Origin of the sequence: Marinobacter pelagius (assembly GCF_003315345.1) — a bacterium.
Taxonomy (GTDB): Bacteria; Pseudomonadota; Gammaproteobacteria; order Pseudomonadales; family Oleiphilaceae; genus Marinobacter; species Marinobacter pelagius_A.
The window spans coordinates 166,376-190,040 of the sequence record NZ_QNRO01000005.1 but is presented as its reverse complement, the minus strand read 5'-3'; the positions used below and the strand labels follow the sequence as shown (position 1 = coordinate 190,040).

The following is a 23,665-nucleotide window of genomic DNA, read 5'->3' as shown; positions in this document are numbered from 1 at the left end:
CTCTCAACCAGGAGACAGTACTCCATGGACACCAGCAAACATTCCCTGAGCACCCTGTTCGAGCAACTCGGCCTGGCCTCCGATGACAAAAGCATCGAGGACTTTGTCGCCCGGCATTCCCCGCTCCCGCAGGAGATTGCCCTGCAGGATGCTCCGTTCTGGTCGGAAAGCCAGTCCCACTTCCTGGAAGAAGGGCTGGAAGAGGACAGTGACTGGGCCGAAATCATCGACGAGCTGGACGCAATGATGCGTCACTGATCGTCGGGACCGGGTCCGGATTTGTTGCGCCGGGCCCGGGGATGACTCTGGTCATAGACCCGCGCCAGATGCTGGAAATCAAGGTGGGTATAGACCTGGGTGGTGGCGATATCGGCATGGCCCAACAGTTCCTGGACCGCCCTCAGATCGCCACTGGACTCCAGCATGTGACTGGCGAAGGAATGCCGTAACAGGTGCGGATGCAATTTCTGGTCGGCACCGCGGGTAATACCCCAGCGCCCCAGCCGGGACTGGATACTGCGACGGCTGAGCCGATCCCCCCGTCGACTGACAAAGACCGCCTTCTCGCCTTCCGGCGCCAGCTCCGGTCGCACCGACAACCAGGCCCGGATAGCGTCCACCGCCTTGCGCCCCACCGGCAGAACCCGTTCCTTGTTGCCTTTACCGATTACGCGCACTTCCCCGGCTCGCAGGTCCAGCGCCTCAAGATTCAGATCCGCCAGTTCCGACAGCCGCAAACCGGAGGAGTACATCAGCTCGAACATGCACAGATCCCGCACCTCGAGGGGATCGTCAGGACTGGCATCGAGCAACTGGCTGAGCTGGTCCACATCTGCCACCCGGGGCAAACGGCGGCCGCTTTTGGGGGCACGGACATCCACCGCCGGATTGTCCGCCACCAGCCGTTCCCGCAGCAGGAAGTTGTAGAACCGGCGAATGGCCGAAAGATGGCGGGCGATGCTGCGACCGCTCAACCCTTGCCGACTGAGGACCGCCACATAACGGCGCAGGTCATGGCTGAGCAGCAACCGCCACTGGTCACGGCCGGACTCCGCCAGCCAGAGCGCCAGCCGGTTCAGATCCCGCTCATAACTGTCACAGGTACGTGGCGAATGGCGCTTCTCGGAGGCCAGGTGGCGAACGAACCGGGACAGCGGTTCCTGCAGGGAATCGGGCAACATCGTGGCGACGGCCCCCACTGACACGCTATCGGGACTCCGCGGTGATATCGGTCACCGGCGCACCGCCGGTGTGGCGCTGGATCATGGGAGGCAGCAGGCGGCTCAGGGTGTCGCTGATGTAACTCAGGAACAACGACCCCATGCTCTGATCGAAGTAGCCGGGCTGGCAGCTTCCCACCGCAAACACGCCCACCAGTTCCTCCCGACGCAGGGGCACCAGGGCAACCGAGGCAATCGGCTCTTCCCGGTCCGGGAACAGGAACTCCCGCTCGCTCTCCCGGAACTGGCCACAGACCGCCCGCTCGCCGTCCAGCAGCATGCCTAACCGTTCCCGGGCCCGCTCCGGACCGACCACGTGTAAAGCACCCTGGGACGCTTCCGGCAGGTCCTGATCGGTGAACAGCAGGACCGAGGCGGCATCCAGGCCAAAATCGCCCCGGATGGAGTCATCGATGGCCGCGGCCATGTCGTTGAGGGTGCGGGCCTCGATCACCTGCATCAGCAGCCGCTTGCTTTTCTCGAACAGTCGGTCGTTATGGCGGGCAATGGAGACCAGTTCAACCAGTTCCCGGCGCAGGGTATCGCGCTGCTCGCGGAACAGATGCACCTGTCGCTCCACCAGCGAGATGGCGCGCCCGCTGTCATGGGGCAGGGTCAGGCTGCGCAACAACTCATCCTGCTCAACAAAGAAGTCAGGATTGGCCCTCAGGTAGTCGGCCACCTGTTCTGGCGTGAGGTCTTCGGCCTTCTTGCGGACCGTCTGCTCTGTCATCGCGTTCTCCCGGGCTGTCAGGACCGTTGTCTGTTGGAACGACCGCTCTTGCGGCGGCGGGTATGGTTGTCACCTGGCAGTCGCAACTGCCCTTCAAACACTGTTGTCGCAGGGCCTTCCATCATAACAGGCGCCCCCTCACCCTGCCATTCGATGACCAGCTTGCCACCGCGCAACTCCACTTCCACCCGCTGGTCGAGCAAGCCCCGGATATTGCCGGCCACCACCGCGGCGCAGGCACCACTGCCGCAGGCCAGGGTCTCGCCGGAGCCCCGTTCGAACACCCGCAAACGGGCATGGCCACGATCGAGGATCTGCAGGAACCCGATGTTGGCCCGGGCCGGGAAACGGGGGTGGCGTTCCAGCAACGGCCCCAGGGTTTCCACCGGCGCCGTGTCGACGTCATCCACCACCAGCACGCCGTGGGGGTTACCCATGGAGACCGCACTGAGCTCCACGGTCTGGCCGTCCACATCCACGGTGTAAACATCCTTTCGACAGTCGGCGGCAAACGGGATTGCCGGCGGATTGAGTTCAGGCACGCCCATGTTGACCATGACCATGCCGTCCTTCCCGACCCGCAGCTCGATTACACCCCCGGCGGTCTGGACCCGGATGACCTTCTTGTTGGTCAGGCGCTGGTCCCGCACGAACCGCGCGAAGCAGCGGGCACCGTTGCCACACTGCTCCACTTCCGAACCGTCGGCATTGAAAATCCGGTAACGGAAATCCACGTCCGGCAGGCCGGGAGGCTCAACCACGAGCAACTGATCGAAGCCAATACCGAAATTCCGGTCCGCCAGTTCCCGGATCATCTCCGGACGCAGCCGGAAGGGCTGGCTGATGGCGTCCACCACCATGAAGTCGTTGCCCAGGCCATGCATCTTGGTGAACCGGAGGGCTGGACCCTGGCTGCGTCGCTGCTGACTCATCTCCTGTTCCCTGGTCATTCCGGCAGACAACTTTCAGGGGCAAGCTGGTCCTCCAGGGTTTCCCGGCGACGAACCACGTGAACCTGGTCACCGTCCACCATCAGCTCGGGGGGACGGTTGCGGGTGTTGTAATTGGAGCTCATAACAAAACCATAGGCGCCAGCGGAGCGAACCGCCAGCAGGTCTCCCGGCTGCAACCGTAACTGCCGGTCCTTGCCCAGGAAATCCCCGGTTTCACACACGGGCCCCACCAGGTCCCAGGCTTTCTCTTCGCCGTCCTGGTGTGGCCGGACCGGAATGATGGACTGCCAGGCGCTATACAGGGCCGGACGAATCAGGTCGTTCATGGCGGCATCGATGATGGCGAAATTGCGGTGTTCGGTGCACTTCAGAAATTCGACGCGGGTCACCAGAATCCCGGCGTTGGCGGCGATCGAGCGCCCCGGCTCCAGGATCAGCTCCAGCTTACGGTCACCCAGGCGTTCCGCCAGGGCCTTCACATAATCTGACGGCTGTGGCGGTTGCTCCTGGTCATAGGTCACACCCAGGCCACCGCCCATGTCCAGGTGGCGGATCCGGATACCCTGCTCGGCCAGGGCATCGATCAGCGCCAGCACCCGGTCCAGGGCATCCAGGAACGGCGATACCGAAGTCAGCTGGGACCCGATATGACAATCCACACCGTGGATTTCCAGGTTCGGCAGGGCCGCGGCCCGGGCATAGACCTGCGGCGCCTCGGCGATATCGATGCCGAACTTGTTCTCTTTCAGACCGGTGGAAATGTAGGGATGGGTCCCGGCATCGACATCGGGGTTGACCCGCAAAGAGATCGGAGCCTTAACCCCCAGCTCGCCAGCCACCTGGTTCAGGCGGTCCAGTTCGGTGTCTGATTCCACGTTGAAGCAACGTACCCCCGCTTCCAGGGCACGCTTCATTTCCCACTCCTGCTTGCCGACGCCGGAGAACACCACCTTGCCGGCCTCGCCGCCGGCCCGGAGCACCCGCTCCAGCTCACCCGCAGACACGATATCGAAACCGGCACCCAGACGGGCCAGCACATTCAGTACCGCCAGGTTGCTGTTGGCCTTGACCGCATAGCACACCAGGTGCGGACGACCCTCCAGGGCGTCGTCGTAGGCCCGGTAATGGCGCTCAAGGGTGGCCCGGGAATAGATGTAGGCCGGCGTGCCGAAGCGCTCGGCGATTTCGGAGACAGGGACGTCTTCGGCGTAGAGCTCGCCGTTACGGTAGTTGAAGTGGTCCATGGATGTCCTGATTCGTTAAGCGGGTACGCGGTTGCTCAGTTATCACTCTGTTCACGGTCTTCCTCGGCCTGGCCGTCGGTCACGGCCCGGACCGCCTCGCTGGCCGTGGTTCCACCCTGGTCGCGGTACAACGGGCCCTTCTGGCCACAGCCTGCCAGCAACAGGGTAAACACGAGGCTGAAAATCGCAAAAAGTCGAAAAGGCATGGGCGCCCCCGGAAAGTTGCTTTGGCGCAGTATACCTGACACCCATGGCAGCGGGCGAGACACTGCACCGGACCCGGAGCTTCTTTTCCATGGCAGTATCAGTATCATGGAGCCACTGTCCTACACCTGAGGCTACCCGCACGTGAAAGAATTCGTGATTCGCCGCTACCGGCCAGACCAGACACCACAGGATGGTCGCCAGACGCTGCTGAGAATCGACGACGAAGGCACCGTGGTGCAGGTTGATCACCAGTCCGAAGCCGTCCTGGGATACGAGGCCGGGGAGCTGGTGGGGCAGCCGGTCCATCGCATCCTGGCTTCCCGCCAGGACGACCCGTTTGCACCGGTAAACCGCCATCAGATCGAGGGCGGGCAGCACATTCTGGTGACCTTCCGGCACCGGGAAGGCTTTTTCTTTACCGCCCAGCTCAGTCTCAAGCAGGCCATCCACGACTCCGACCAGGCGGCCCGGGCCACCATTGCCCTCGCCGATGCCTCCCGCGTGGATCCGTGCCTGCTCAAATCCGCTGAAAACCTTGCCCGGTTCGGACTCTGGGAACTGGACATCACCAGCAACGAGATGACCTGGAGTGAAGGCATCTACCAGTTGTTGGAGCTGCGGCCGGGCCTGGACATCACGCCGGAACAGGCGCTGTTCTACTGCCAGGCGGGCCAGTCCAGGGTGCGGGCCCTGTTCCGGCGTTGCATGCGCACCGGCCAGCCGTTTTCCCTGGAACTGAATGTGCTGACAGCACGACAGAAGCAGTGCCGCATGACCCTGGATGGCCGGGCACTGCGCAAGGGGGGGCGCATCCACCGACTGGTCGGCACCCTGGTGGATCGCACCGCGATCATGGAACAGGAAAAAGCTCTGGACCATTGCCATCGGCTGCTGGAAGCCACCGGCCAGGCAACCCCCGACCTGGTGGCAGCGGTGGACACCCGGCTGACCCTCCTGCACTGCAATCAGGCCTACGCCAGCCAGTTTGCCCAGACCTTCGGCAAAGCACCTGCCGCCGGCGACAATCTCAGAGAACTGCTCCGGGAGCATCCGAACGAACGCCGGTTGATCGAGCGGCTCTGGCAGCGGGCGTTCGAGCGGGGCAGCTTCGTGGTGGAGATGCCCCTGGCCCACCAGAATCGCGAACTGCCGATCCACGAATTCCACTACCAGCGCCTGACCAGCGCTCAGGGCGACATCCTCGGCGCCGTTCACGTTGGCCGCAACACCCACACCCGGATCAGCCAGAGCGAAGCCGGTGACCGGATCCGCCGTGACCCGGTCACCGGCCTGATGAATCGCCGGGAATTCCTGGCCCGCCTGCTGCGGACCCTGGAGCAGAAAACCCACCGGGACAGCGTCGACAGCCTGCTTTACCTGGACCTGGACGATTTCAACCGCTTCAACGAAACCGCCGGCAGCGGTACCTGCGACCGCTACCTGAGGGAGCTGGCCGGCAATCTCGGGGTGAGGATACGGCAACGGGATGCCCTGGCCCGGTTATCCGGCGATACCTTTGTATTGCTCATCGAGAACTGCCCCGAGCCCCGGGCCCGCAAGATTGCCGACGATATCCGGGAGCTGGTGCGCGGCTTTGTCTTCGAATGGCAGGGAAGCATGCTGCAGACCACCGTCAGCGGCGGGCTGCTGGTGATGGAGAAAGAATTTCCCGGGGATCCGGAAAAGCTGCTGACCCAGGCCGCGGACCTGTGCCATACCGCCAAGACGTCCGGACGCAACCGGATTCACACCGCCCGGGCGATTGCCTCCAACATCGATGAAAACCTGATTGCCCAACGGCTGGATCAGATCCGGGAAGCCCTGGACAACGATCGGCTGCTACTGGAATACCAGGCGTTGAAACCTGTCGCCAGCGCGACCTGGGGCGACCATATCGAGATCCTGTGCCGCATCCCGGCTCTCCGGGATGGTCAAAGCCAGCTCCAACCGGACCAGTTCCTGCCGGTCACCGAACGCTTTGACCTGGCCAAGCGCCTGGACCGCCAGGTGATCCGCCAGACCCTGGACTGGCTGTCGCAACACGAGCTGCTGGAGCCGCGCATCAAGTATTGTGGCTTCAACCTCTCCATCACCAGCGTGCTTGATGACACCTTTCCCGACTTCCTCGAAGGCGAACTGGCCAACTCGCCGTTCTCGCCGGAATATTTTTGCCTGGAAATCCGAGAGGAACACGCTACCCAGTATCCGGACGACGTTGCCATCCTGTGTGATGCCCTGCACAAGATTGGCTGCCGGGTGGCACTGGAAGGAGCAGGCGCCTCGGTGGAAAGCTACAGCCTGGCGGCAAAACTGCCGGTGGATATCATCAAGCTGGACCGCCGGATGATGGAAAAACTGGAGGAGGATCCGGTGCAACAGGTCATGGTGGAAGCCTTGCACCGGATTGCCGAGGCGGCGGGTAAAACCACGGTCGCCACCCACATTGAAAGCGACCACACCCTCCGCAGAGTGAGGACCCTCGGGATTCATTTCGGCCAGGGCTCCCATCTGGAAGATCCCCGGCCACTGGAGGACCTGACACCGGGGGTGATCGGTCTCTCATCCGGTCACCCGGGCGGCTGAGCCAGACACCGGATATCCCCGTTCAGCCCAGCAGCTTGCGGGCCCGGGCGACAGCGGCCCGCACCTGCTCCGGCGCCGTGCCACCCAGATGGTTGCGGGCCTGGACCGAGCCTTCAAGGGTGAGCACATCGAATACGTCCTCACCGATCACGTCCGAGAACTGGCGCAACTCTTCCAGGGTCATCTCTGACAGGTCACGACCTTCCGCCACACCAAAGGCCACCGACTTGCCAACGATCTCGTGGGCATCCCGGAACGGCACACCTTTCTTGACCAGGTAATCCGCGAGGTCGGTGGCAGTGGAGAAACCGCGCTTGGCCGCCACCCGCATGTTGTCCGCCTTGGCGCGGATCGCCGGAATCATGTCGGCGTAGGCCTTCAGGCAGCCCTTGATGGTATCGACGGTATCGAACAGCGGCTCCTTGTCTTCCTGGTTGTCCTTGTTGTAGGCCAGCGGCTGGCTCTTCATCAGGGTCAGCAGGCTGATCAGGTGACCATTGACCCGGCCCGTTTTGCCGCGCACCAGCTCCGGCACATCCGGGTTCTTCTTCTGGGGCATGATGGAAGAACCGGTGCAGAAGCGGTCCGGCAGGTCGATGAAATCGAACTGGGCGGAGGTCCACAGCACCAGTTCCTCGCTGAAACGGGACAGGTGGGTCATCAGCAGCGCCGCGAAACTGCAGAACTCGATGGCGAAGTCCCGGTCACTGACCGAATCCAGGCTGTTCTCGGTCGGCCGGTCGAAGCCCAGCAGCCGGGCAGTCATGTCCCGGTCGATGGGATAGGTGGTGCCCGCCAGGGCAGCGGCGCCCAGGGGCATCACGTTGACCCGCTTGCGGCAGTCCTGCAGGCGCTCACCATCGCGGACCAGCATCTCGTACCAGGCCAGCAGGTGATGGCCGAAGGTGACCGGCTGGGCGGTCTGCAGGTGGGTGAAACCGGGCATGATGGTATCGGCCTCACGCTCGGCCAGGTCCAGCAGGCCGGTTTGCAGGCGGTTGAGTTCTTCGGCGATGACATCGATCTCGTCGCGCAGGTACAGGCGGATGTCAGTGGCCACCTGGTCATTCCGGCTGCGGCCGGTGTGCAGCTTCTTGCCGGTGATGCCGATGCGATCGGTCAGCCGTGCCTCGACGTTCATGTGCACGTCTTCAAGGCTCACGGACCACTCGAAGTTGCCGGCCTCGATGTCGGCCTTCACACCCTTCAGCCCCTCGATGATCTGGTCCCGCTCCTCGGTAGTGAGCACACCCACTTCCGCCAGCATGGTGGCGTGGGCGATGGAACCGGTGATGTCGTGGTGATACAGGCGCTGGTCAAAACCCACGGACGCGGTGAAGCGCTCGACAAAGGCATCAGTGGGCTCGCTGAAGCGCCCGCCCCAGGGTTTTTCGGAGGATGTGGTCTGGTCAGACTTTTTCTGATCCGTCATGGTCTATCTTTCCTGCTGACGGCCCGGCATCATCTGCGGGCAACGGGTACATTTGATGTGGCGGGATTATAGCATTCTGACCGGTGCAAAGGAGACACCCCTGAACGGCGACAAAAGTGTGAGCAGTCATGATTTCTTTGTCCCGGACCTGTGCCGGGTCCGGGCCGTATTCCTGCTTCTGGTCACCAGCGAACTGTTCGTGCTGGTTCTGTCGATCGTGCAGACCGAGACCGGCTGGATCGACTGGAACTATTTCGGCCTGCTGTCCCTGTTCGTCCAGTGGACCACCCTCACCAGCGCCGCCCTGATCTGCCTGCTGCGCAGCCGCCTGGCGCGGATGACGGTCACCCGCTCGACCCTGCTTATCGTTGCCATTGTGCTCGCCGACGTCCTCGCCTTCAGCCTGTTTGCCGATCGGGTCCTGCATCCCGAGCCCGGCGTCACCAAGTGGCAGGGCATTGCCAAGAAACTTCTGGTGGCGCTGTTGATCGTGCTCATGGTGTTGCGCTACTTCTACCTCCAGCACCAGTGGCAGGCCCAGCGGGAAGCCGAGATGGGGGCCCGGCTGGCGGCGCTTCAGGCCCGGATCCAGCCACATTTCCTGTTCAACAGCATGAACACCATCGCCAGCCTGATTGCCACCCGCCCCGAACAGGCCGAAGAGGCGGTGCTGGACCTCTCCGAACTGTTCCGGGCCAGCCTGCGCACCTCCGACCAGCTGATCCCGCTGGCCCGGGAGCTGGAACTGTGTCGTCGTTACCTGGCCATCGAAAGCCTGCGCCTGGGCGAGCGCCTGCAGGTGGACTGGGCCGTCAGCCCGGGACTGGAGCGCCAGGCCGTTCCGCCCCTCACCCTGCAGCCGCTGATCGAGAACGCCATCTACCATGGCATCCAGCCACGGCCGGAAGGGGGCACCGTCCGGATCGAGATTTCCGCACGAGGTGAGTTTGTCTACCTTATGGTGCAGAATCCGAAACCGGAACAGGACCAGCGTCGCCACCGGGGTAACCGCATTGCGCTGGCGAATATCCAGTCACGGTTGCAGGCGCTGTTCGGCGAGCCTGCGGTGCTCAAACACAGCCAGCAGCACGAAACCTACACCGTGACGCTGCGCCTGCCCCGGCGGAAAGCCAGCCAACAGTAATAAACAAACGCCTATGAGCAGACCAGACACCATGACCGCAAACGGCAACCACAACCTGAATATCCTGATTGCCGATGACGAGCCCCTGGCCAGGGAGCGCCTCCGGCGACTGGTTGACGCCCTGCCCGGCTATCGCATCTGTGGTGAAGCCGCCGATGGCGACAGCACGCTGCAGCAGGTCGCCGAACTGGAGCCCGACATCCTGTTGCTGGATATCCGCATGCCGGGCATGGACGGCATGGAGGCGGCGGCTCGCCTGAGCCAGCTGGAGCACCCGCCAGCACTGGTTTTCTGTACGGCTTACGATCACTACGCCATCCAGGCATTCGACGTGCAGGCCACCGCCTACCTGTTGAAACCGGTGCGCAAGGAAGCCCTGGCCGAGGCCCTTGAACGGGTTGGCCGGGTCAATCGGGTCCAGCGCCAGCAGCTGGTCGGCAACACCAGACAGAGTAACGACCAGCTGGCAGTCCGGACCCACCGGGGCACGGAGCTGATCGACCTGGCAGACATTCTCTACTGCGAGGCAGACCAGAAGTACGTCACCATCCACCACCTGGGTGGTGAGACGGTCTCCGACTACACCCTCAAGGAACTGGAAGCCAGTTATCCAGACCAACTTCTGAGGGTTCACCGCAACACCCTGGTGGGCGTGCGCTTCGTCAAGGCACTGGAGCGCACCTCCGAAGGGCAGAGCCGGATCATCCTGCGGGACAGGCCCGAGCGTCTGGCAGTCAGCCGACGCCACGCCGCCGATGTGCGCCAGTGGTTGCAGGAGCACCAGCCCGGCTGACTGCGGTTTTTCCCCACGGGACATTTCTGCCGTCACGCGTTAACCTTGGCGAACATTTTCCCAACCGACAGTGAGTGCCATGTCCAAACGTACCCTTCGCATCGCAACCCGCAGCAGCGCCCTTGCGCTCTGGCAGGCAGAACACATCAAGGCCGAACTGGAGCGCCTGCACGACAACGTCAGCGTGGAACTGGTCAAGATCAAGACCCAGGGCGACAAGATCCTGGATGTGCCGCTGGCCAAGATCGGGGGCAAGGGACTGTTCGTTAAGGAACTCGAGGAAGCCATGCTCGATGGCCGCGCCGACCTGGCCGTGCATTCCATGAAAGACGTGCCCATGGAGTTCCCGGAAGGCCTGGGACTGGTGGCCATCTGCGAGCGCGAGGATCCGACCGATGCCTTCGTCAGCAACAAGTACGAAACCGTGGATGCCCTCCCGGACGGTGCCGTGGTCGGTACCGCCAGCCTGCGCCGGGAAGCCCAGCTGCGGGCCTACCGCCCCGACCTGCAGATCAAGGTCCTTCGTGGCAATGTGAATACCCGGCTGGCGAAGCTCGACGCCGAGGAATACGACGCCATTGTGCTGGCAAGCTCCGGCCTCAAGCGCCTGGGCTTCCACAACCGTATCCGTTACTGCCTGCCGGACACGGTGTCACTGCCCGCCGTTGGCCAGGGTGCCCTCGGTATCGAATGCCGCGTGGATGACACCGAACTGCTGGAACTGATCGCACCCCTGAACCACACCGACACGTGGGACCGGGTCAGTGCCGAGCGGGCACTGAACCGTCGCCTGGAGGGTGGCTGCCAGGTACCCATCGCCGCCTATGCATTGCTGGAAGACGAAGATATGCTCTGGTTGCGCGGCCTGGTAGGCGCAGTCAACGGCGAGCAGATCTTCCGGGTGGAAGGTCGTGCACCCCGGAGCGAGGGCGAACGCCTGGGCCGGGAACTCGCTGAAGACCTGCTGGCCATGGGGGCAGACAAGGTACTGGCGGAAATCTATGGTCACACCCCTCGCTGATCTGCCAGACCTGGCCGGCCGGCGGGTGCTGATCTGCCGGCCGGAGCCGGAAGCGGGGCGCCTTGCGCGGGCATTCGAATCCGCTGGCGCCGAAACCCGGATCCTGCCGCTGATTGACCGGGAGCCCTTGCCGGAAACCCCGGAAAACCGCACCACGATCCTGAATCTGGACCAGTTCACCCATGTTATCGCCGTCAGCCCCTACGCCGCCCGCCGGCTGCTGGAGGAAATCGACACCTGGTGGCCCCAGATCCCCATGGGTATCCGCTGGTATGCAGTCGGCGCGGGCACCGCGGCAGTCCTCGCCGGTCACGGCCTGTCAGTGCGCCGGCCAGCCAGCGGCTGGACCAGTGAAGCCCTGCTGGAACTCCCTTCCCTGGCCCGGCCGGACGGAGAGCGGGTGTTGATTGCCCGGGGCGAGGACGGGCGTGAACTGATCCGCCAGACCCTGGAATCAAGAGGCGCTCGGGTCACCCTGCTGCCTCTGTATCGACGGTTCTGTCCGGACCATTCCCCGGAGCAGGTGAACCTTGCCCTCGGCCAGTTCGCGCCGGAGGTTATCGTGGCACTGTCCGGGGAAACCTTGAACAATCTCATCGCACTATGTGCGAAGAGCGGCCATAATCTATACGATAGGTTACTGATCGTTCCCGCCGAACGTGTGGCCCAGACGGCCCGAGGGGCGGGATTCGAAAAACCGTGTGTACCAGGAAGTCTTGCCGATAATGACATCGTGGCCACTGTTACAGCACAGCTTTATGGCAGAAACGGTGGCGCCGCAAATAAAACGTAAGGACGCCCGTGACTGAAACAACCGATCAACTGCCCGCTCCCATTCCCCGGGAACAGCCCAGCCGCCAGAAGCTCTGGCCCCTGTGGTTACTTGCGATTGTTGCACTGGTCGTCGCCATTGCCCTGGCCCTGTGGAGCTGGCAGCAATGGCAGGCGCATCAAGCTACGCTACAGACTATCGAGAGCCTGCAACAGGATACCCGCCAACTGGAAGATCTGTATGGCGACCGGGGCAGCCAACAGGCGCAGAGACTCCAGGCCCTGGAGGAAAAACTGGCGGCCCAGCGCGAGCTGATTGCCACCCAGCAACGCCAGATTGACCACAACGCCCGGGAGTTGCTCGAAGCCGGCAACCGCACCCGCACCGACTGGTTGCTCGCCGAGGCGGAATATCTGATCCGGATCGCCAACCAGCGCCTGCAGATCGAGAAGGATATTGGTGGCGCCCTGTCGGCTCTCAGGGCCGCCGACGAGGTCCTCGCCGAGTCCGATGACATCGGCGTCTATCCCGTCCGCGAGCAACTGGCCAGAGAAATCCTCGCTCTGAAGAGCATTGAAAACGTCGACCGGACCGGCCTTTACCTCACCCTGGAAGCCGCCATCGACAGCGTCAACCAGCTCACCGATCAGGCCCTGATCCACGAATCCGCTCCCGGATTCGTAGGCGGTGACGGCGGCGCCACCCTGGACGCCAGCGAAGGCGGCCCGAGCCTGCTGGCCCAGGCCTGGAGCCAGTTCACCGATACCCTCGGCCGGGTCGTGGTGGTACGCCGGCTGGATGAGCCGGTCAAACCCCTGCTGTCACCGGACCAGAGTGCCTACGCCCGGCTCAACCTCCAGCTGATGCTGGAAGAAGCGGAAATGGCCGTCCTGCGTGGCAACCAGGCCCTGTATGAGCGCGCCCTCGCCAAGGCCCGGACGGCTGTCAGCGACTGGTACAACCCGGAAAATCCCAGGGTGAAAGCACTGTCGGATACGCTCGCGGAGCTGGCCACCCGGAACGTCGATCCGGAACTGCCGGACATCAGCAAATCCCTCGACCTTCTCAAGCAGCGTCTGGCCGGCCGGCTCGATGGTAATGGCGGCGACGGCGAGGAGACCAGTGCCGACGCCGGAGGCACGGAATCATGATCCGCCTGCTGCTTATTATCCTGGTTGCCCTGCTGATCGGCACCGGCCTGGCGCTCGGCCTGCAATATGATCTGGGTTATATCCGGGTCAGTCTCGGCCACTACCTGGTGGAAACCAATTTCTGGGTGGGGCTGGCGCTGTTTGTGGCGCTGGTAGTGCTGGCGGTGGTCGCCATCAACCTGATCCGCCGTTTCCGCCAGGGCACCGGCGTGGTGGCTGGCTGGATCGCACGGGGCAACGAACGCCGCGCCCGACGCCGCACCACTCAGGGGCTGCTGGCGCTGGCCGAAGGTAACTGGCCCAGGGCCCGGAAACTGCTGACCTCCGCCGCTGACAAGGCCGACACCCCGCTGATCAACTACCTGGCCGCAGCCCAGGCGGCCTTCGAATCCGGCGACCATGAGGCGGTGGATGACCTGCTGCGACAGGCTTTCGAGAGCACCCCGGGCTCGGATCTTGCCGTGGGTATCACCCAGGCCCAGCTGCAACTGGCGGGCAACCGCCTGGAACAGGCGCTCGCCACGCTGATAAGGCTGCGCAAACAGTCACCGCATCATCCCTTCGTTCTGAAACTGCTGAAGAACACCTACCTGAGGCTCGAGGACTGGCGGGAGCTGTCCAGGCTGTTGCCGGAACTGCGTAAGCGGGATGTCCTGCCGGAGACGGAGTTCCACGAGCTTGAGCGCGAAGTCTGGCACAACCTGCTGGAACAGGCGGCCGAGGAATGTAAACGGGCCCGCAAGGCGGATCCGGAAGCCTCCCTGGAACCCCTCACCCGCCTGTGGGACGAGCTTCCCGGGTTCCTGCGCCGGGATGAATACACCATCCGGGATTATGCCCGCCTGCTGGCCAGACTGGGCGAGGAGGCCCAGGCCGAAACACTGCTACGGAAGGTACTGCGCAACCACTGGAGTGACGAGCTGATCAACCTCTATGGGCGGCTCGAGGGACAGAAAACGGATGAGCAGCTGTTGCTCGCCGAGCAATGGCTCAAGGACCGCCCCAACAATCCCGAACTCCTGCTGGCCCTGGGCCGCCTGAGCCTGCGCAACGAGCTGTGGGGCAAGGCCCGGGAGTATTTCGAAACCAGCCTGCGCCTGCGCCGCAGCCGTGAGGCCCTGGCAGAACTGAGCCGGCTGAATGCCCACATGGGCGAGGAAGAGCTGAGCATCAAGCTGATGATGCAGGGGCTGGCCCAGGATAACGGGCTGCCCGAGCTGCCGATGCCGAGGGCCTGAACTTGGGGGTATATCCAGGACGGGGTCAGAAGAAAGCTTTCTTCTGACCCCATTTTCACCTCGGCGCGTACTCCAGTACGTCGGAGAAAAACGCCTCCTGAGGCAACCCCGCCTCAATCAGCGCATCCATCAGCGTATACACCATGGTAGGCGACCCACTGGCATGCACTTCGACATTGTTCCAGTCCATGCCGGAAGCGAGCACCGCACGCACCAGCTGATCATGGTGGCCACCCCAGTCATTATCCTCGTCATCCCCGACCACCGGGAGGAAGGTAAACGGCGGCCAGTCCTGCTCCCACTGCTGGGCCAGGGTGCGCAGGTACATGTCCTCATGCTTGCGCACGCCCCAGTAGAGTTTGATGGGGTGATTGAAATTGGTCTCGCGCAGGTAATCCACCAGGCTCTTCATCTGGGCAAAGCCGGTACCGGCGGCCACCAGCAGCACCGGCTTCTCCGGGGCTGACGCCAGGCAGGCCTTGCCGTGGGGCAACTCCAGGGTCACATCCTGGCCGGAGGTCAAAGCGTCGATCACCTTCTGCGCCGACACCCAGTCCGGAGAGGCCTGGATGTGCAGTTCGATGTTCTGTTCGGAAGGACTGCTGGCAATGGAAAAATAACAGGGATCCGCATCCGGCAGATTCACCGACAGGTATTGCCCGGCATGGAAAGACAACTCCCGGCGGCGGGGAATCTCCAGTTCCACCCGGTAAACGTCGTGGCTGATGGACCGGACATCCACCACCTTTGCCTGCACCTTGCGGGGCTGATTGTTTCCTGCTGCCATAACGGCGCCTATCTCCAGTTCCAGGTCGGCGAGCGCGTGGGTTCGACACATCATCAGCCGCTCACCAATCGAAATTTCACGTTGATTACGGGTATTAAGGGCGGCGCCGGACACTAACTGCGCCTCACAAATCTCACAGACCCCGTTACGACAGGCCGCCGGTACGGCAATACCTGCCTGCGCCGCGGCACTGAGCAGATCGGCGTCGGGATCCACCGAATAACACAACCCTGACGGCCACAGCACTACCCGATGCAAATAACTGTCCTTCTCAATCAGGGCGAGCCCCCGGAATTTCAATCCCCAGGCTGTCCCACATATCATCCACCCGCTGTTTCACCTCATCGGTCATGGCAATGGGCTCGCCCCACTCCCGGTCAGTTTCACCGGGCCACTTGTTGGTGGCGTCCATCCCCATCTTCGAGCCAAGGCCCGACACCGGCGAGGCGAAATCCAGGTAGTCGATCGGCGTATTCTCCACCATCGTGGTGTCCCGCACCGGATCCATCCGGGTGGTGATCGCCCAGATCACGTCTTCCCAGTTGCGGGCATTCACGTCGTCATCGGTGACAATGACGAACTTGGTGTACATGAACTGCCGCAGAAACGACCATACCCCCATCATCACCCGCTTGGCATGGCCGGGGTACTGCTTTTTCATGGTTACTACGGCAAGCCGGTAGGAACAGCCTTCCGGCGGCAGGTAGAAATCCACGATCTCCGGAAACTGCTTCTGCAGAATCGGAATAAACACCTCGTTCAACGCCACGCCCAGGATCGCTGGCTCATCGGGTGGTCGACCGGTGTAAGTGCTGTGATAGATCGGATCCCGGCGGTGAGTAATCCGCTCCACGGTGAACACCGGGAACTGATCCACCTCGTTGTAATAACCGGTATGGTCACCAAACGGCCCCTCCGGCGCCATATCGTCCGGATAGATAAAGCCTTCCAGCACGATCTCGGCACTGGCCGGCACCTGCAAGTCACTCAACCCGGCCTTCACAAGCTCGGTTCGCGACCCTCGGAGCAGCCCGGCAAAAGCATACTCGGACAGGGTATCCGGCACCGGCGTCACCGCCCCGAGAATCGTGGCAGGGTCCGCCCCCAGCGCCACCGCTACCGGGTAGGGCTTACCCGGATTGGCCTTCTGGAACTCCCGGAAATCCAGCGCACCACCACGATGACTGAGCCAGCGCATGATCAGACGGTTACGGCCGATCACCTGCTGCCGGTAGATCCCCAGATTCTGCCGCTCCTTGTGCGGGCCACGGGTGATGACCAACGGCCAGGTCACCAGCGGACCGGCATCCCCGGGCCAGCAGTGCTGAACCGGAATCTGGTAAAGATCCACCTGATCCTTTTCGATCACCACCTCCTGACAGGGCGCGGAGCGAAGCACCTTGGGGCTCATGCGCATCACCTGCCGGAACAGCGGCAGCTTCTCGATGGCATCCTTGAACCCCTTGGGGGGATCCGGCTCCTTCAGAAACGCCAGCAGTTTCCCAATCTCCCGCAGCGCCGTGACATTATCCTGCCCCATCCCCAGCGCCACCCGCTTCGGAGTCCCGAACAGGTTGGCCAGCACCGGCATGTCGTAACCCTTGGGATTCTCGAACAACAACGCCGGCCCACCTGCCCGCAGGGTGCGGTCACAGATCTCGGTCATCTCCAGGTGGGGGTCGACCTCCACGCTGATCCGTTTCAGCTCACCCAGCTTCTCCAGCTGATGAATGAAATCACGCAGGTCGTTGTATTTCATCGTGTGCTCCGCTCTAGGTTGGCCTTTTGGTACGGAGTTTGCCGCCCTTTGGACCTTCTCGGAAGTCCGGAATACGGCGCGCGCAGGGAATCAGAACGGTGTCTTCGGGGGCGTCCTCCGGAGACTGTGTCTTGCCAGGGATGGCAAGACCAAGCCCCCAGGGATGGGTTCACGGCGTGTCTCCGGAGGAGGCCCCCGAAGACACCCGCCCCCGAAATCAGAAGCGCTGAGGCCGGTGATTACCGGCGCTTCATGGACTGGAAGAACTCTTCGTTGGTCTTCGTGTCCTTGAGCTTGTCCAGCAGGAACTCGATGGCCGCGGTATCGTCGTCCATGGAGTGCAGCAGCTTGCGCAGGATCCAGATACGCTGGATATCCGCTTCGGACATCAGCAGATCCTCACGGCGGGTGCCGGAGCTACGGATATTGATGGCCGGATAAACCCGCTTCTCGGCGATCTTGCGGTCCAGGTGTACCTCCATGTTACCGGTACCCTTGAACTCCTCGTAGATGACCTCGTCCATCTTGGAACCGGTGTTCACCAGCGCCGTCGCCAGGATGGTCAGGCTACCGCCCTCTTCCACATTCCGGGCCGCACCGAAGAACCGCTTCGGCTTCTCCAGGGCGTGGGCATCCACACCACCGGTCAATACCTTGCCGGAGGACGGAATCACCGTGTTATAGGCCCGGGCCAGACGGGTAATGGAATCCAGCAGGATCACCACATCCTTCTTGTGCTCGACCAGACGCTTGGCCTTCTCGATCACCATCTCGGCAACCTGCACGTGACGGGCCGGCGGCTCATCGAAAGTCGACGCCACCACTTCACCGCGCACGGTACGCTGCATTTCTGTCACTTCTTCCGGACGCTCATCGATGAGCAGCACCATCAGGTGACATTCCGGGTTGTTCCGGGTGATCGACTGGGCAATCCCCTGCATCAACAGCGTCTTACCGGCCTTGGGCGGAGACACGATCAGGCCACGCTGGCCCTTGCCGATCGGAGCCACCAGGTCCAGGACCCGGGAAGACAGATCCTCCGTACTGCCGTTACCGGCTTCCAGGACCAGACGCTCCTGGGGAAACAGCGGTGTGAGGTTCTCGAACAGAATCTTGTTACGGGCGTTGTCCGGCTTATCGAAGTTAATCTCGTTAACTTTCAGCAGGGCAAAGTAACGCTCGCCGTCTTTCGGCGGGCGGATCTTGCCGGCCACGGTATCGCCGGTACGCAGGTTGAATCGACGGATCTGGCTGGGGGAGACGTAGATATCATCCGGACCCGCCAGATAGGAGGCATCGGCGGAACGGAGGAAGCCGAAACCGTCCTGCAGAATCTCCAGTACGCCGTCGCCATAGATGTCTTCGCCACTTTTGGCATGTTTCTTCAGGATGGTGAAGATCACATCCTGTTTGCGCGAACGAGCCAGGTTATCGAGGCCCATCTCTTGCGCAATTTCGAGCAATTCGGGCACGGATTTCTGCTTGAGTTCAGTAAGATTCATAGTTTGTTGGATTTTCAGGAATGGAAATAAACGAGTGTTGGAATGACAGGGGTGCCCCTGAACGTATTGAACAAATAAAAGCTGAAACAGGTGCTGGCCAGATGGAGCAAGCCGGTGTTGTGGAATCCGGAATAGTTTGCTGAAGCCAGTAGAGTGGGAACAACCGTTCGCCGGGCAAGAAGGATCATCGGCCACCTTGGACGCGAATGTCAAGTGCACTGACCAAAATTAGACCAAATTACCATGAAACGGGTGCAAGACCGGCCTGATACCTCCCCCTCTGGGGTTACTCCTCTTCCATTATCCACCGCCAATACGGATACTGGAGAAAATTCCATCACCTCCAGTTTTGACAATTCGGAGCCCAGCCATGAGCAGCGAAAGCACCAACGAATTCAAACCCCTGAACATAGCCATCCTCACCGTCTCCGACACCCGCGGACTGGAGCAGGACACCTCAGGTCAGTACCTTGAAGACAGCGCGGTAGAGGCAGGCCACAACCTGATTACCCGCCGGATTCTGCCGGATGACGTCTACCTTATCCGGGCGATCATGTCCCAGTGGATCGCGGATCCGGAGGTCCACGTGGTGATCATCACCGGCGGCACCGGTTTCCACGAACGCGACAGCACCCCGGAAGCCGTTTCGGCACTGTTCGACAAGGCCATCGAAGGCTTCGGCGAGGAGTTCCGCCGTCTTTCCGCCGAGGAAATCGGCTCATCGACCATCCAGTCCCGGGCCTTCGGTGGCCTGGCCAATCACACGGTGATCTTCTGCCTGCCCGGCTCCACCAACGCCTGCCGCACCGGCTGGGAGGGCATCCTGAAGAGCCAGCTGGACAGCCGACACCAGCCCTGCAACTTTACCGCCCTGACCCTGCGCAAGCCGGCGAACGAGGCGTTCCCCCGCTTGCAGCAGGTCATCGGTAACCGGGCAACCAAATAACAGGAGCTGACCCATGGCAGGCCAAAACCTGACTTCCGTCGACGACGCCATCGCCCACATTCTCGACCGGGCACCGGAGATTTCCTGGGTGGAAACCGTGCCGCTCACCGAGAGCCTGGGCCGTGTGCTGGCTGAAAACCTGCACGTGCCGGCTGATGTGCCGCCCGCTGATAACAGCGCGGTGGATGGTTACGCGATCCGCCAGGCTGACCTCAAGTCCGGTCAGCCAATCCCGCTTTCCGGCCGGATCGCCGCCGGGGAGGCCCCCATCCCGCTGGCCGAAGGCACCGCTGCCAGGATTTTCACCGGTTCGGAAATCCCCGAGGGGGCCGATGCCGTGGTGATGCAGGAAAGGGTGGAAGTAACCGACGACGGCATCCTGGTTCAGGCCGAGGTTGCCAGGGGCCAGAACATCCGTGGTCGGGGCCAGGACCTGAAACAGGGTGATATGGCCCTGGTCAGGGGCACTCCGATTCGCCCGCAGGAAATGGGGCTGATTGCCTCCATGGGCTTTGGCGAGGTGTCGGTACTCGCCCGATTGAAAGTGGCGGTGCTCAACACCGGCGATGAACTGGTGGACCCGGGCCAGCCGCTCGCCGGCGGCCAGATCTACAACTCCAACCGATTCACCCTGCTCGGCCTGCTCGCTCAGGCCGGCTGCGAGGTCACCCTCTGCGAGACCCTGAAAGACAACCGGGACGCGACGCGGGAAACACTCAAGCGCGCAGCCTCCGAGGCGGACCTGGTGATCACCACCGGTGGCGTGTCGGTGGGCGAGGAAGATCATGTCCGGGCGGTGCTGGAGGACCAGGGTCAGCTTTCGCTCTGGCGGCTGGCGATCAAGCCGGGCAAGCCCCTGGCATTTGGCGCCATCGACGGCACCCCGATCCTGGGTCTGCCGGGCAATCCCGCCACCGTTCTGGTGACCTTCCTCATTGTCGGCATGCCCTATATCCGGAAATGCCAGGGGCGCCACAAGACCTGGCCTGTGGGCGAACGACTCCCGGCCGGCTTTGACGTGGAATCCACATCCATTCGGCGTGAATTCGTGCGTGCCAGGAAAGAGGTATCGGGCGACGAGCTCCAGATTGTTGCCTATCCGAACCAGAGCTCCGGTGTACTGAGTTCCGCCTGCTGGGCAGAGGGGCTTGCCGTGGTTCCGGAAAACACCACGGTGAAAGCCGGGGACGAGCTGACCTATTACTCATTTGCGGAGCTGATGAGCTGATTATGAACACTGAAACATTGACTGTGCGGTTTTTCGCGCGCCTGCGCGAAGAATTGGACACCGAAAGCCTGGAGATGGCGGCATCGCCGGACCTGACCACCGGTGACATTCTCGCCGAACTGGCTGCCAGGGGCGGCCCCTGGGCCCAACTGCAGGGCGACCAGCCGGTCATGATCGCGGTCAACCAGGCGATGGCCAAACCGTCGACCCCGGTGAAAGCCGGGGACGAAGTGGCCTTTTTCCCGCCGGTAACCGGAGGTTGAGATGATCACGGTCCAGACTGACGATTTCGATCCGGCAGCGGAATACCAGGCGCTACGGGACAGCGGCGCAGGCACCGGAGCCATTGCGACGTTTACCGGGCTGGTTCGGGACAGCGGTGATCTCCAGGGGGTGACCGGATTGTACCTGGAGCATTACCCGGGGATGACCGAACAGGTGATCCAGGGGCTGATTGATCAGGCCTCCCAGCGCTGGGATGTACGCAAGGCCAGGGTGATTCACCGGGTCGGGCGCCTGGATCTGTGTGACCAGATCGTCTTTGTGGGTGTTTGCAGTGCCCACCGGGGAGATGCCTTCGCCGCCTGCGAATTCATCATGGACGCGCTGAAGACCTCGGCGCCATTCTGGAAAAAGGAGATTACCGGGAACACCGAGCACTGGGTGGAACAGAAGGCGTCTGACCGGGACCGGTCCGAGGCCTGGGACTGATTTCCCGGGGACGTGATTTTCTCGAGGCAATAAAAAAACCGCCCGTGAACCTTGTTCAGGGGCGGTTTTCCGGCAGCAACGGGATCAGAGGTTGCTGTCGAGGAAGGCGGCCAGCTGGGATTTGGACAGGGCACCAACCTTCGTTGCGTCAACGTTGCCGTTCTTGAACAGCATCAGGGTCGGGATACCCCGGATGTTGAACTTGGGCGGCGTCTGCTCGTTCTCGTCGATGTTCAGCTTGCAGACCTTCAGCTTGCCTTCGTACTCGTCGGCAATCTCTTCGAGGACCGGTGCAATCATCTTGCAGGGGCCACACCACTCGGCCCAGTAGTCCACCAGTACGGGAACGTCGGACTTCAGTACATCCTGCTCAAAAGAAGCGTCGGTGACATTTACGATATTTCCGCTCATTACCTTTTCCTGATTCAGGCACCGCCAATGACTGTACCGCGCGGTCGCGCGAGCCGGCAGGGGTGCTGTTGACTGTAGTCTGAAGGCTGCCAATAGAACAGCCGTTCAACCTGCTCAAGTTACGCAATACTTTACGCGATTGATCAGGCCGATGTGAAGCAGTAGATCCCACACTATTCATCGCCAGGATGCTGACCGCGGTCAATTGGGCGGGGCGTTCTGTTACTGACAGGCCGGAGACAGATGGCTTATAGTACCCGGCAAGTTCATCTCACAAGGATTTCTGACGACGTGACGGCCGACAACAACGCCGAAAACGCTGCACAAGGGCCGGAGATGCTGGCAGCCATTGATATGGGATCCAACAGTTTCCACATGGTCGTGGCCCGGCTGGTACACGGAGAAATCCGTACCCTGGAAAAAATGGGCGAGAAGGTGCAGCTGGGCGCCGGCCTGGACCAGTACAACCGTCTCACCGAAGAAGCCCAGGCTCGTGCACTGGAATGCCTGAGCCGGTTTGCACAGCGGCTGCGTGGAATGCCGCCGGAGGCCGTCCAGGTGGTGGGCACCAACGCCCTTCGCGTAGCCCGCAACGCCCACCAGTTCATGAATCGTGCCGAGGAAGTTCTGGGCTACCCGGTCGAGATCATCGCCGGCCGGGAGGAAGCCCGCCTGATCTATCTGGGCGTTTCCCATACCCTGTCCGACGACATCGGCCGGCGGCTGGTGATCGATATCGGCGGCGGCAGCACCGAGTTCATCATTGGCCAGCGGTTCGAGCCCCAGGAACTGGAAAGCCTGCACATGGGCTGCGTGTCTTTTCGCAACCGCTACTTTCCCGACGGCAAGATCACCCGGCGCCAGATGGACCGGGCGGTGACCCATGCCGAGCAGGAATTACTGAATATCCGCCAGCATTACCGGAATGTGGGCTGGCAGAGTGCGGTCGGCTCCTCCGGCACCATCAAGGCGATTGCCAGTGTGCTGGCAACCCTGAAGATTACCGACGGCACCATCACCCGTGCCGGGATGCAGGAGCTGCGCAAGCGCCTGGTGGACATGGGCAAGACCGACAAGCTCGGCGATCTTGGGGTGCGTTCGGACCGGCAGAGCATCTTCCCCGGTGGTTTTGCCATTCTGATGGGGGCCTTCCAGTCCCTGGGCATCGAGGACATGGCCTTCGCTGACGGCGCTCTGCGGGAGGGCCTGCTCTATGACATCGTCGGGCGGATCCAGCACGAGGACGTGCGCGAGCGCACCATCTCGGCACTGCAGGAACGTTATCACGTGGATCAGGCCCATGGTGCCGCCGTGGAGGCAACCGCCGTGACGGCCTGGGAGCAGGTTGCAGACCAGTGGGGTCTGCGCACCGCTACGGACGAGGAAGTACTGCGGTGGGCCTGCCGGCTGCATGAGATCGGCCTGACCATTTCCCACAGCCAGTACCACAAGCACGGAGCCTACCTGCTTCGATACTCGGATCTTCCGGGCTTCAGCCAGCAGTTCCAGCGGGATCTGGCGACGCTCGTCCGGGGCCATCGGCGCAAGTTTGCACCGACCATCTTCGAAGGACTCGACCCGGAAGATACCTCGCGCCTACGCCGCCTGTGCATCCTGGTTCGGCTGGCCGTGCTGCTGCAGCATCCCAGGGACATGGAGCCGCCACCGGAATTCCGGCTGGAACCGGGCAACGACAAGCTGACCGTCACCTTTCCGGACGGCTGGCTCGATGACCGGCCATTGACCCTGGCCGACCTCAAGAACGAACGGGACTACCTGGCGCGGCAGGACTTCACCCTGAAAATCAATCCGGACTAGTGTCCGGCAGGG

The 23,665-nt window shown here is 62.4% G+C and carries 23 protein-coding genes; 13 read left to right on the top strand and 10 right to left on the bottom strand.

All coding sequences use genetic code 11. From position 1 onward, the window contains the following. Nucleotides 1-24 precede the first annotated feature (24 nt). Nucleotides 25-258 carry a DUF2789 domain-containing protein gene (locus DET50_RS06940; RefSeq protein ID WP_113862141.1) on the top strand — a complete coding sequence of 78 codons (234 nt, stop codon included), beginning with the start codon at nucleotides 25-27 and terminating at the stop codon, nucleotides 256-258. On the opposite strand, the gene xerC is transcribed toward DET50_RS06940, so the two are convergent. From xerC to lptM, 5 genes are read right to left on the bottom strand one after another with little or no spacing between them, the layout of a single operon-like run. After that, nucleotides 252-1,166: a tyrosine recombinase XerC gene (gene xerC / locus DET50_RS06935; protein WP_404932723.1), complete on the bottom strand. Its 915-nt coding sequence runs from the start codon at nucleotides 1,164-1,166 to the stop codon at nucleotides 252-254. The two genes, DET50_RS06940 and xerC, sit on opposite strands and share 7 nt — an antisense overlap. 40 nt (nucleotides 1,167-1,206) lie before the next feature. Next, complete coding sequence (locus DET50_RS06930; protein WP_113862140.1) at nucleotides 1,207-1,953, bottom strand: DUF484 family protein; 747 nt, start codon at nucleotides 1,951-1,953, stop codon at nucleotides 1,207-1,209. Between the two features lie 17 nt (nucleotides 1,954-1,970). After that, on the bottom strand, nucleotides 1,971-2,885 hold the full coding sequence (gene dapF / locus DET50_RS06925; RefSeq protein WP_113862164.1) for a diaminopimelate epimerase: 915 nt from the start codon (nucleotides 2,883-2,885) through the stop codon (nucleotides 1,971-1,973). A 14-nt stretch (nucleotides 2,886-2,899) separates the two neighbouring features. After that, nucleotides 2,900-4,150 (bottom strand): diaminopimelate decarboxylase, encoded by a 1,251-nt coding sequence (gene lysA, locus DET50_RS06920; RefSeq protein ID WP_113862139.1) that lies wholly within the window; start codon nucleotides 4,148-4,150, stop codon nucleotides 2,900-2,902. A gap of 35 nt (nucleotides 4,151-4,185) precedes the next feature. Then, nucleotides 4,186-4,356 (bottom strand): LPS translocon maturation chaperone LptM, encoded by a 171-nt coding sequence (lptM, locus tag DET50_RS06915; protein ID WP_113862138.1) that lies wholly within the window; start codon nucleotides 4,354-4,356, stop codon nucleotides 4,186-4,188. A 142-nt stretch (nucleotides 4,357-4,498) separates the two neighbouring features. On the opposite strand from lptM, the gene DET50_RS06910 reads away from it, so the two are divergent. Then, nucleotides 4,499-6,940: an EAL domain-containing protein gene (locus DET50_RS06910; RefSeq protein WP_113862137.1), complete on the top strand. Its 2,442-nt coding sequence runs from the start codon at nucleotides 4,499-4,501 to the stop codon at nucleotides 6,938-6,940. A 22-nt stretch (nucleotides 6,941-6,962) separates the two neighbouring features. Here DET50_RS06910 and argH read toward each other — a convergent pair whose 3' ends face one another. Further along, nucleotides 6,963-8,372 (bottom strand): argininosuccinate lyase, encoded by a 1,410-nt coding sequence (gene argH / locus DET50_RS06905; protein WP_113862136.1) that lies wholly within the window; start codon nucleotides 8,370-8,372, stop codon nucleotides 6,963-6,965. A gap of 55 nt (nucleotides 8,373-8,427) precedes the next feature. On the opposite strand from argH, the gene DET50_RS06900 reads away from it, so the two are divergent. From DET50_RS06900 to DET50_RS06875, 6 genes are all read left to right on the top strand, one after another. After that, nucleotides 8,428-9,516, top strand: a complete 1,089-nt coding sequence (locus DET50_RS06900) for a sensor histidine kinase (RefSeq protein ID WP_181799942.1) — start codon at nucleotides 8,428-8,430, stop codon at nucleotides 9,514-9,516. Nucleotides 9,517-9,547: 31 nt separating this feature from the next. Then, the gene (locus DET50_RS06895) at nucleotides 9,548-10,309 is read left to right on the top strand and encodes a LytR/AlgR family response regulator transcription factor (RefSeq protein ID WP_113862162.1); all 762 of its coding nucleotides are present in this window, start codon (nucleotides 9,548-9,550) and stop codon (nucleotides 10,307-10,309) included. Between the two features lie 79 nt (nucleotides 10,310-10,388). Then, on the top strand, nucleotides 10,389-11,330 hold the full coding sequence (gene hemC / locus DET50_RS06890; RefSeq protein ID WP_113862135.1) for a hydroxymethylbilane synthase: 942 nt from the start codon (nucleotides 10,389-10,391) through the stop codon (nucleotides 11,328-11,330). Further along, nucleotides 11,311-12,123, top strand: coding sequence for a uroporphyrinogen-III synthase (locus DET50_RS06885; protein ID WP_113862134.1), 813 nt, complete (start codon nucleotides 11,311-11,313; stop codon nucleotides 12,121-12,123). The genes hemC and DET50_RS06885 overlap by 20 nt, the downstream gene beginning before the upstream one ends. An 8-nt stretch (nucleotides 12,124-12,131) precedes the next feature. Next, nucleotides 12,132-13,253, top strand: coding sequence for a uroporphyrinogen-III C-methyltransferase (locus DET50_RS06880; RefSeq protein ID WP_113862133.1), 1,122 nt, complete (start codon nucleotides 12,132-12,134; stop codon nucleotides 13,251-13,253). Continuing rightward, nucleotides 13,250-14,491: a heme biosynthesis HemY N-terminal domain-containing protein gene (locus tag DET50_RS06875; RefSeq protein WP_113862132.1), complete on the top strand. Its 1,242-nt coding sequence runs from the start codon at nucleotides 13,250-13,252 to the stop codon at nucleotides 14,489-14,491. Before DET50_RS06880 ends, DET50_RS06875 begins: the two co-directional genes overlap by 4 nt. A 55-nt stretch (nucleotides 14,492-14,546) precedes the next feature. On the opposite strand, the gene DET50_RS06870 is transcribed toward DET50_RS06875, so the two are convergent. The 3 genes from DET50_RS06870 to rho all read right to left on the bottom strand — a co-directional run bounded on the left by DET50_RS06870 (nucleotide 14,547) and on the right by rho (nucleotide 18,539). Beyond that, nucleotides 14,547-15,536, bottom strand: coding sequence for a 2Fe-2S iron-sulfur cluster-binding protein (locus DET50_RS06870; RefSeq protein ID WP_113862161.1), 990 nt, complete (start codon nucleotides 15,534-15,536; stop codon nucleotides 14,547-14,549). A 13-nt stretch (nucleotides 15,537-15,549) separates the two neighbouring features. Further along, entirely contained in the window at nucleotides 15,550-17,037 is a 1,488-nt protein-coding gene (gene ubiD, locus DET50_RS06865) for a 4-hydroxy-3-polyprenylbenzoate decarboxylase (protein ID WP_113862131.1), read from the bottom strand. 239 nt (nucleotides 17,038-17,276) lie between these two features. Next, entirely contained in the window at nucleotides 17,277-18,539 is a 1,263-nt protein-coding gene (gene rho / locus DET50_RS06860; protein WP_091997492.1) for a transcription termination factor Rho, read from the bottom strand. Between the two features lie 370 nt (nucleotides 18,540-18,909). Here rho and moaB point away from each other — a divergent pair, with 370 nt between their 5' ends. Genes moaB through DET50_RS06840 form a run of 4 tightly spaced genes read left to right on the top strand, consistent with a single transcriptional unit; the run spans nucleotide 18,910 to nucleotide 21,424 of the window. Further along, nucleotides 18,910-19,485, top strand: coding sequence for a molybdenum cofactor biosynthesis protein B (gene moaB / locus DET50_RS06855; protein WP_113862130.1), 576 nt, complete (start codon nucleotides 18,910-18,912; stop codon nucleotides 19,483-19,485). Nucleotides 19,486-19,498: 13 nt separating this feature from the next. After that, nucleotides 19,499-20,713: a molybdopterin molybdotransferase MoeA gene (locus DET50_RS06850; RefSeq protein ID WP_113862129.1), complete on the top strand. Its 1,215-nt coding sequence runs from the start codon at nucleotides 19,499-19,501 to the stop codon at nucleotides 20,711-20,713. A gap of 2 nt (nucleotides 20,714-20,715) precedes the next feature. Then, nucleotides 20,716-20,976, top strand: a complete 261-nt coding sequence (moaD, locus tag DET50_RS06845; RefSeq protein ID WP_113862128.1) for a molybdopterin converting factor subunit 1 — start codon at nucleotides 20,716-20,718, stop codon at nucleotides 20,974-20,976. Between the two features lies 1 nt (nucleotide 20,977). Then, nucleotides 20,978-21,424 carry a molybdenum cofactor biosynthesis protein MoaE gene (locus DET50_RS06840; protein WP_113862127.1) on the top strand — a complete coding sequence of 149 codons (447 nt, stop codon included), beginning with the start codon at nucleotides 20,978-20,980 and terminating at the stop codon, nucleotides 21,422-21,424. 84 nt (nucleotides 21,425-21,508) lie between these two features. Here DET50_RS06840 and trxA read toward each other — a convergent pair whose 3' ends face one another. Next, on the bottom strand, nucleotides 21,509-21,835 hold the full coding sequence (gene trxA / locus DET50_RS06835) for a thioredoxin TrxA (protein WP_014420340.1): 327 nt from the start codon (nucleotides 21,833-21,835) through the stop codon (nucleotides 21,509-21,511). A 291-nt stretch (nucleotides 21,836-22,126) separates the two neighbouring features. Here trxA and ppx point away from each other — a divergent pair, with 291 nt between their 5' ends. Next, nucleotides 22,127-23,653: an exopolyphosphatase gene (gene ppx, locus DET50_RS06830; RefSeq protein WP_113862126.1), complete on the top strand. Its 1,527-nt coding sequence runs from the start codon at nucleotides 22,127-22,129 to the stop codon at nucleotides 23,651-23,653. Nucleotides 23,654-23,665: the final 12 nt, after the last annotated feature.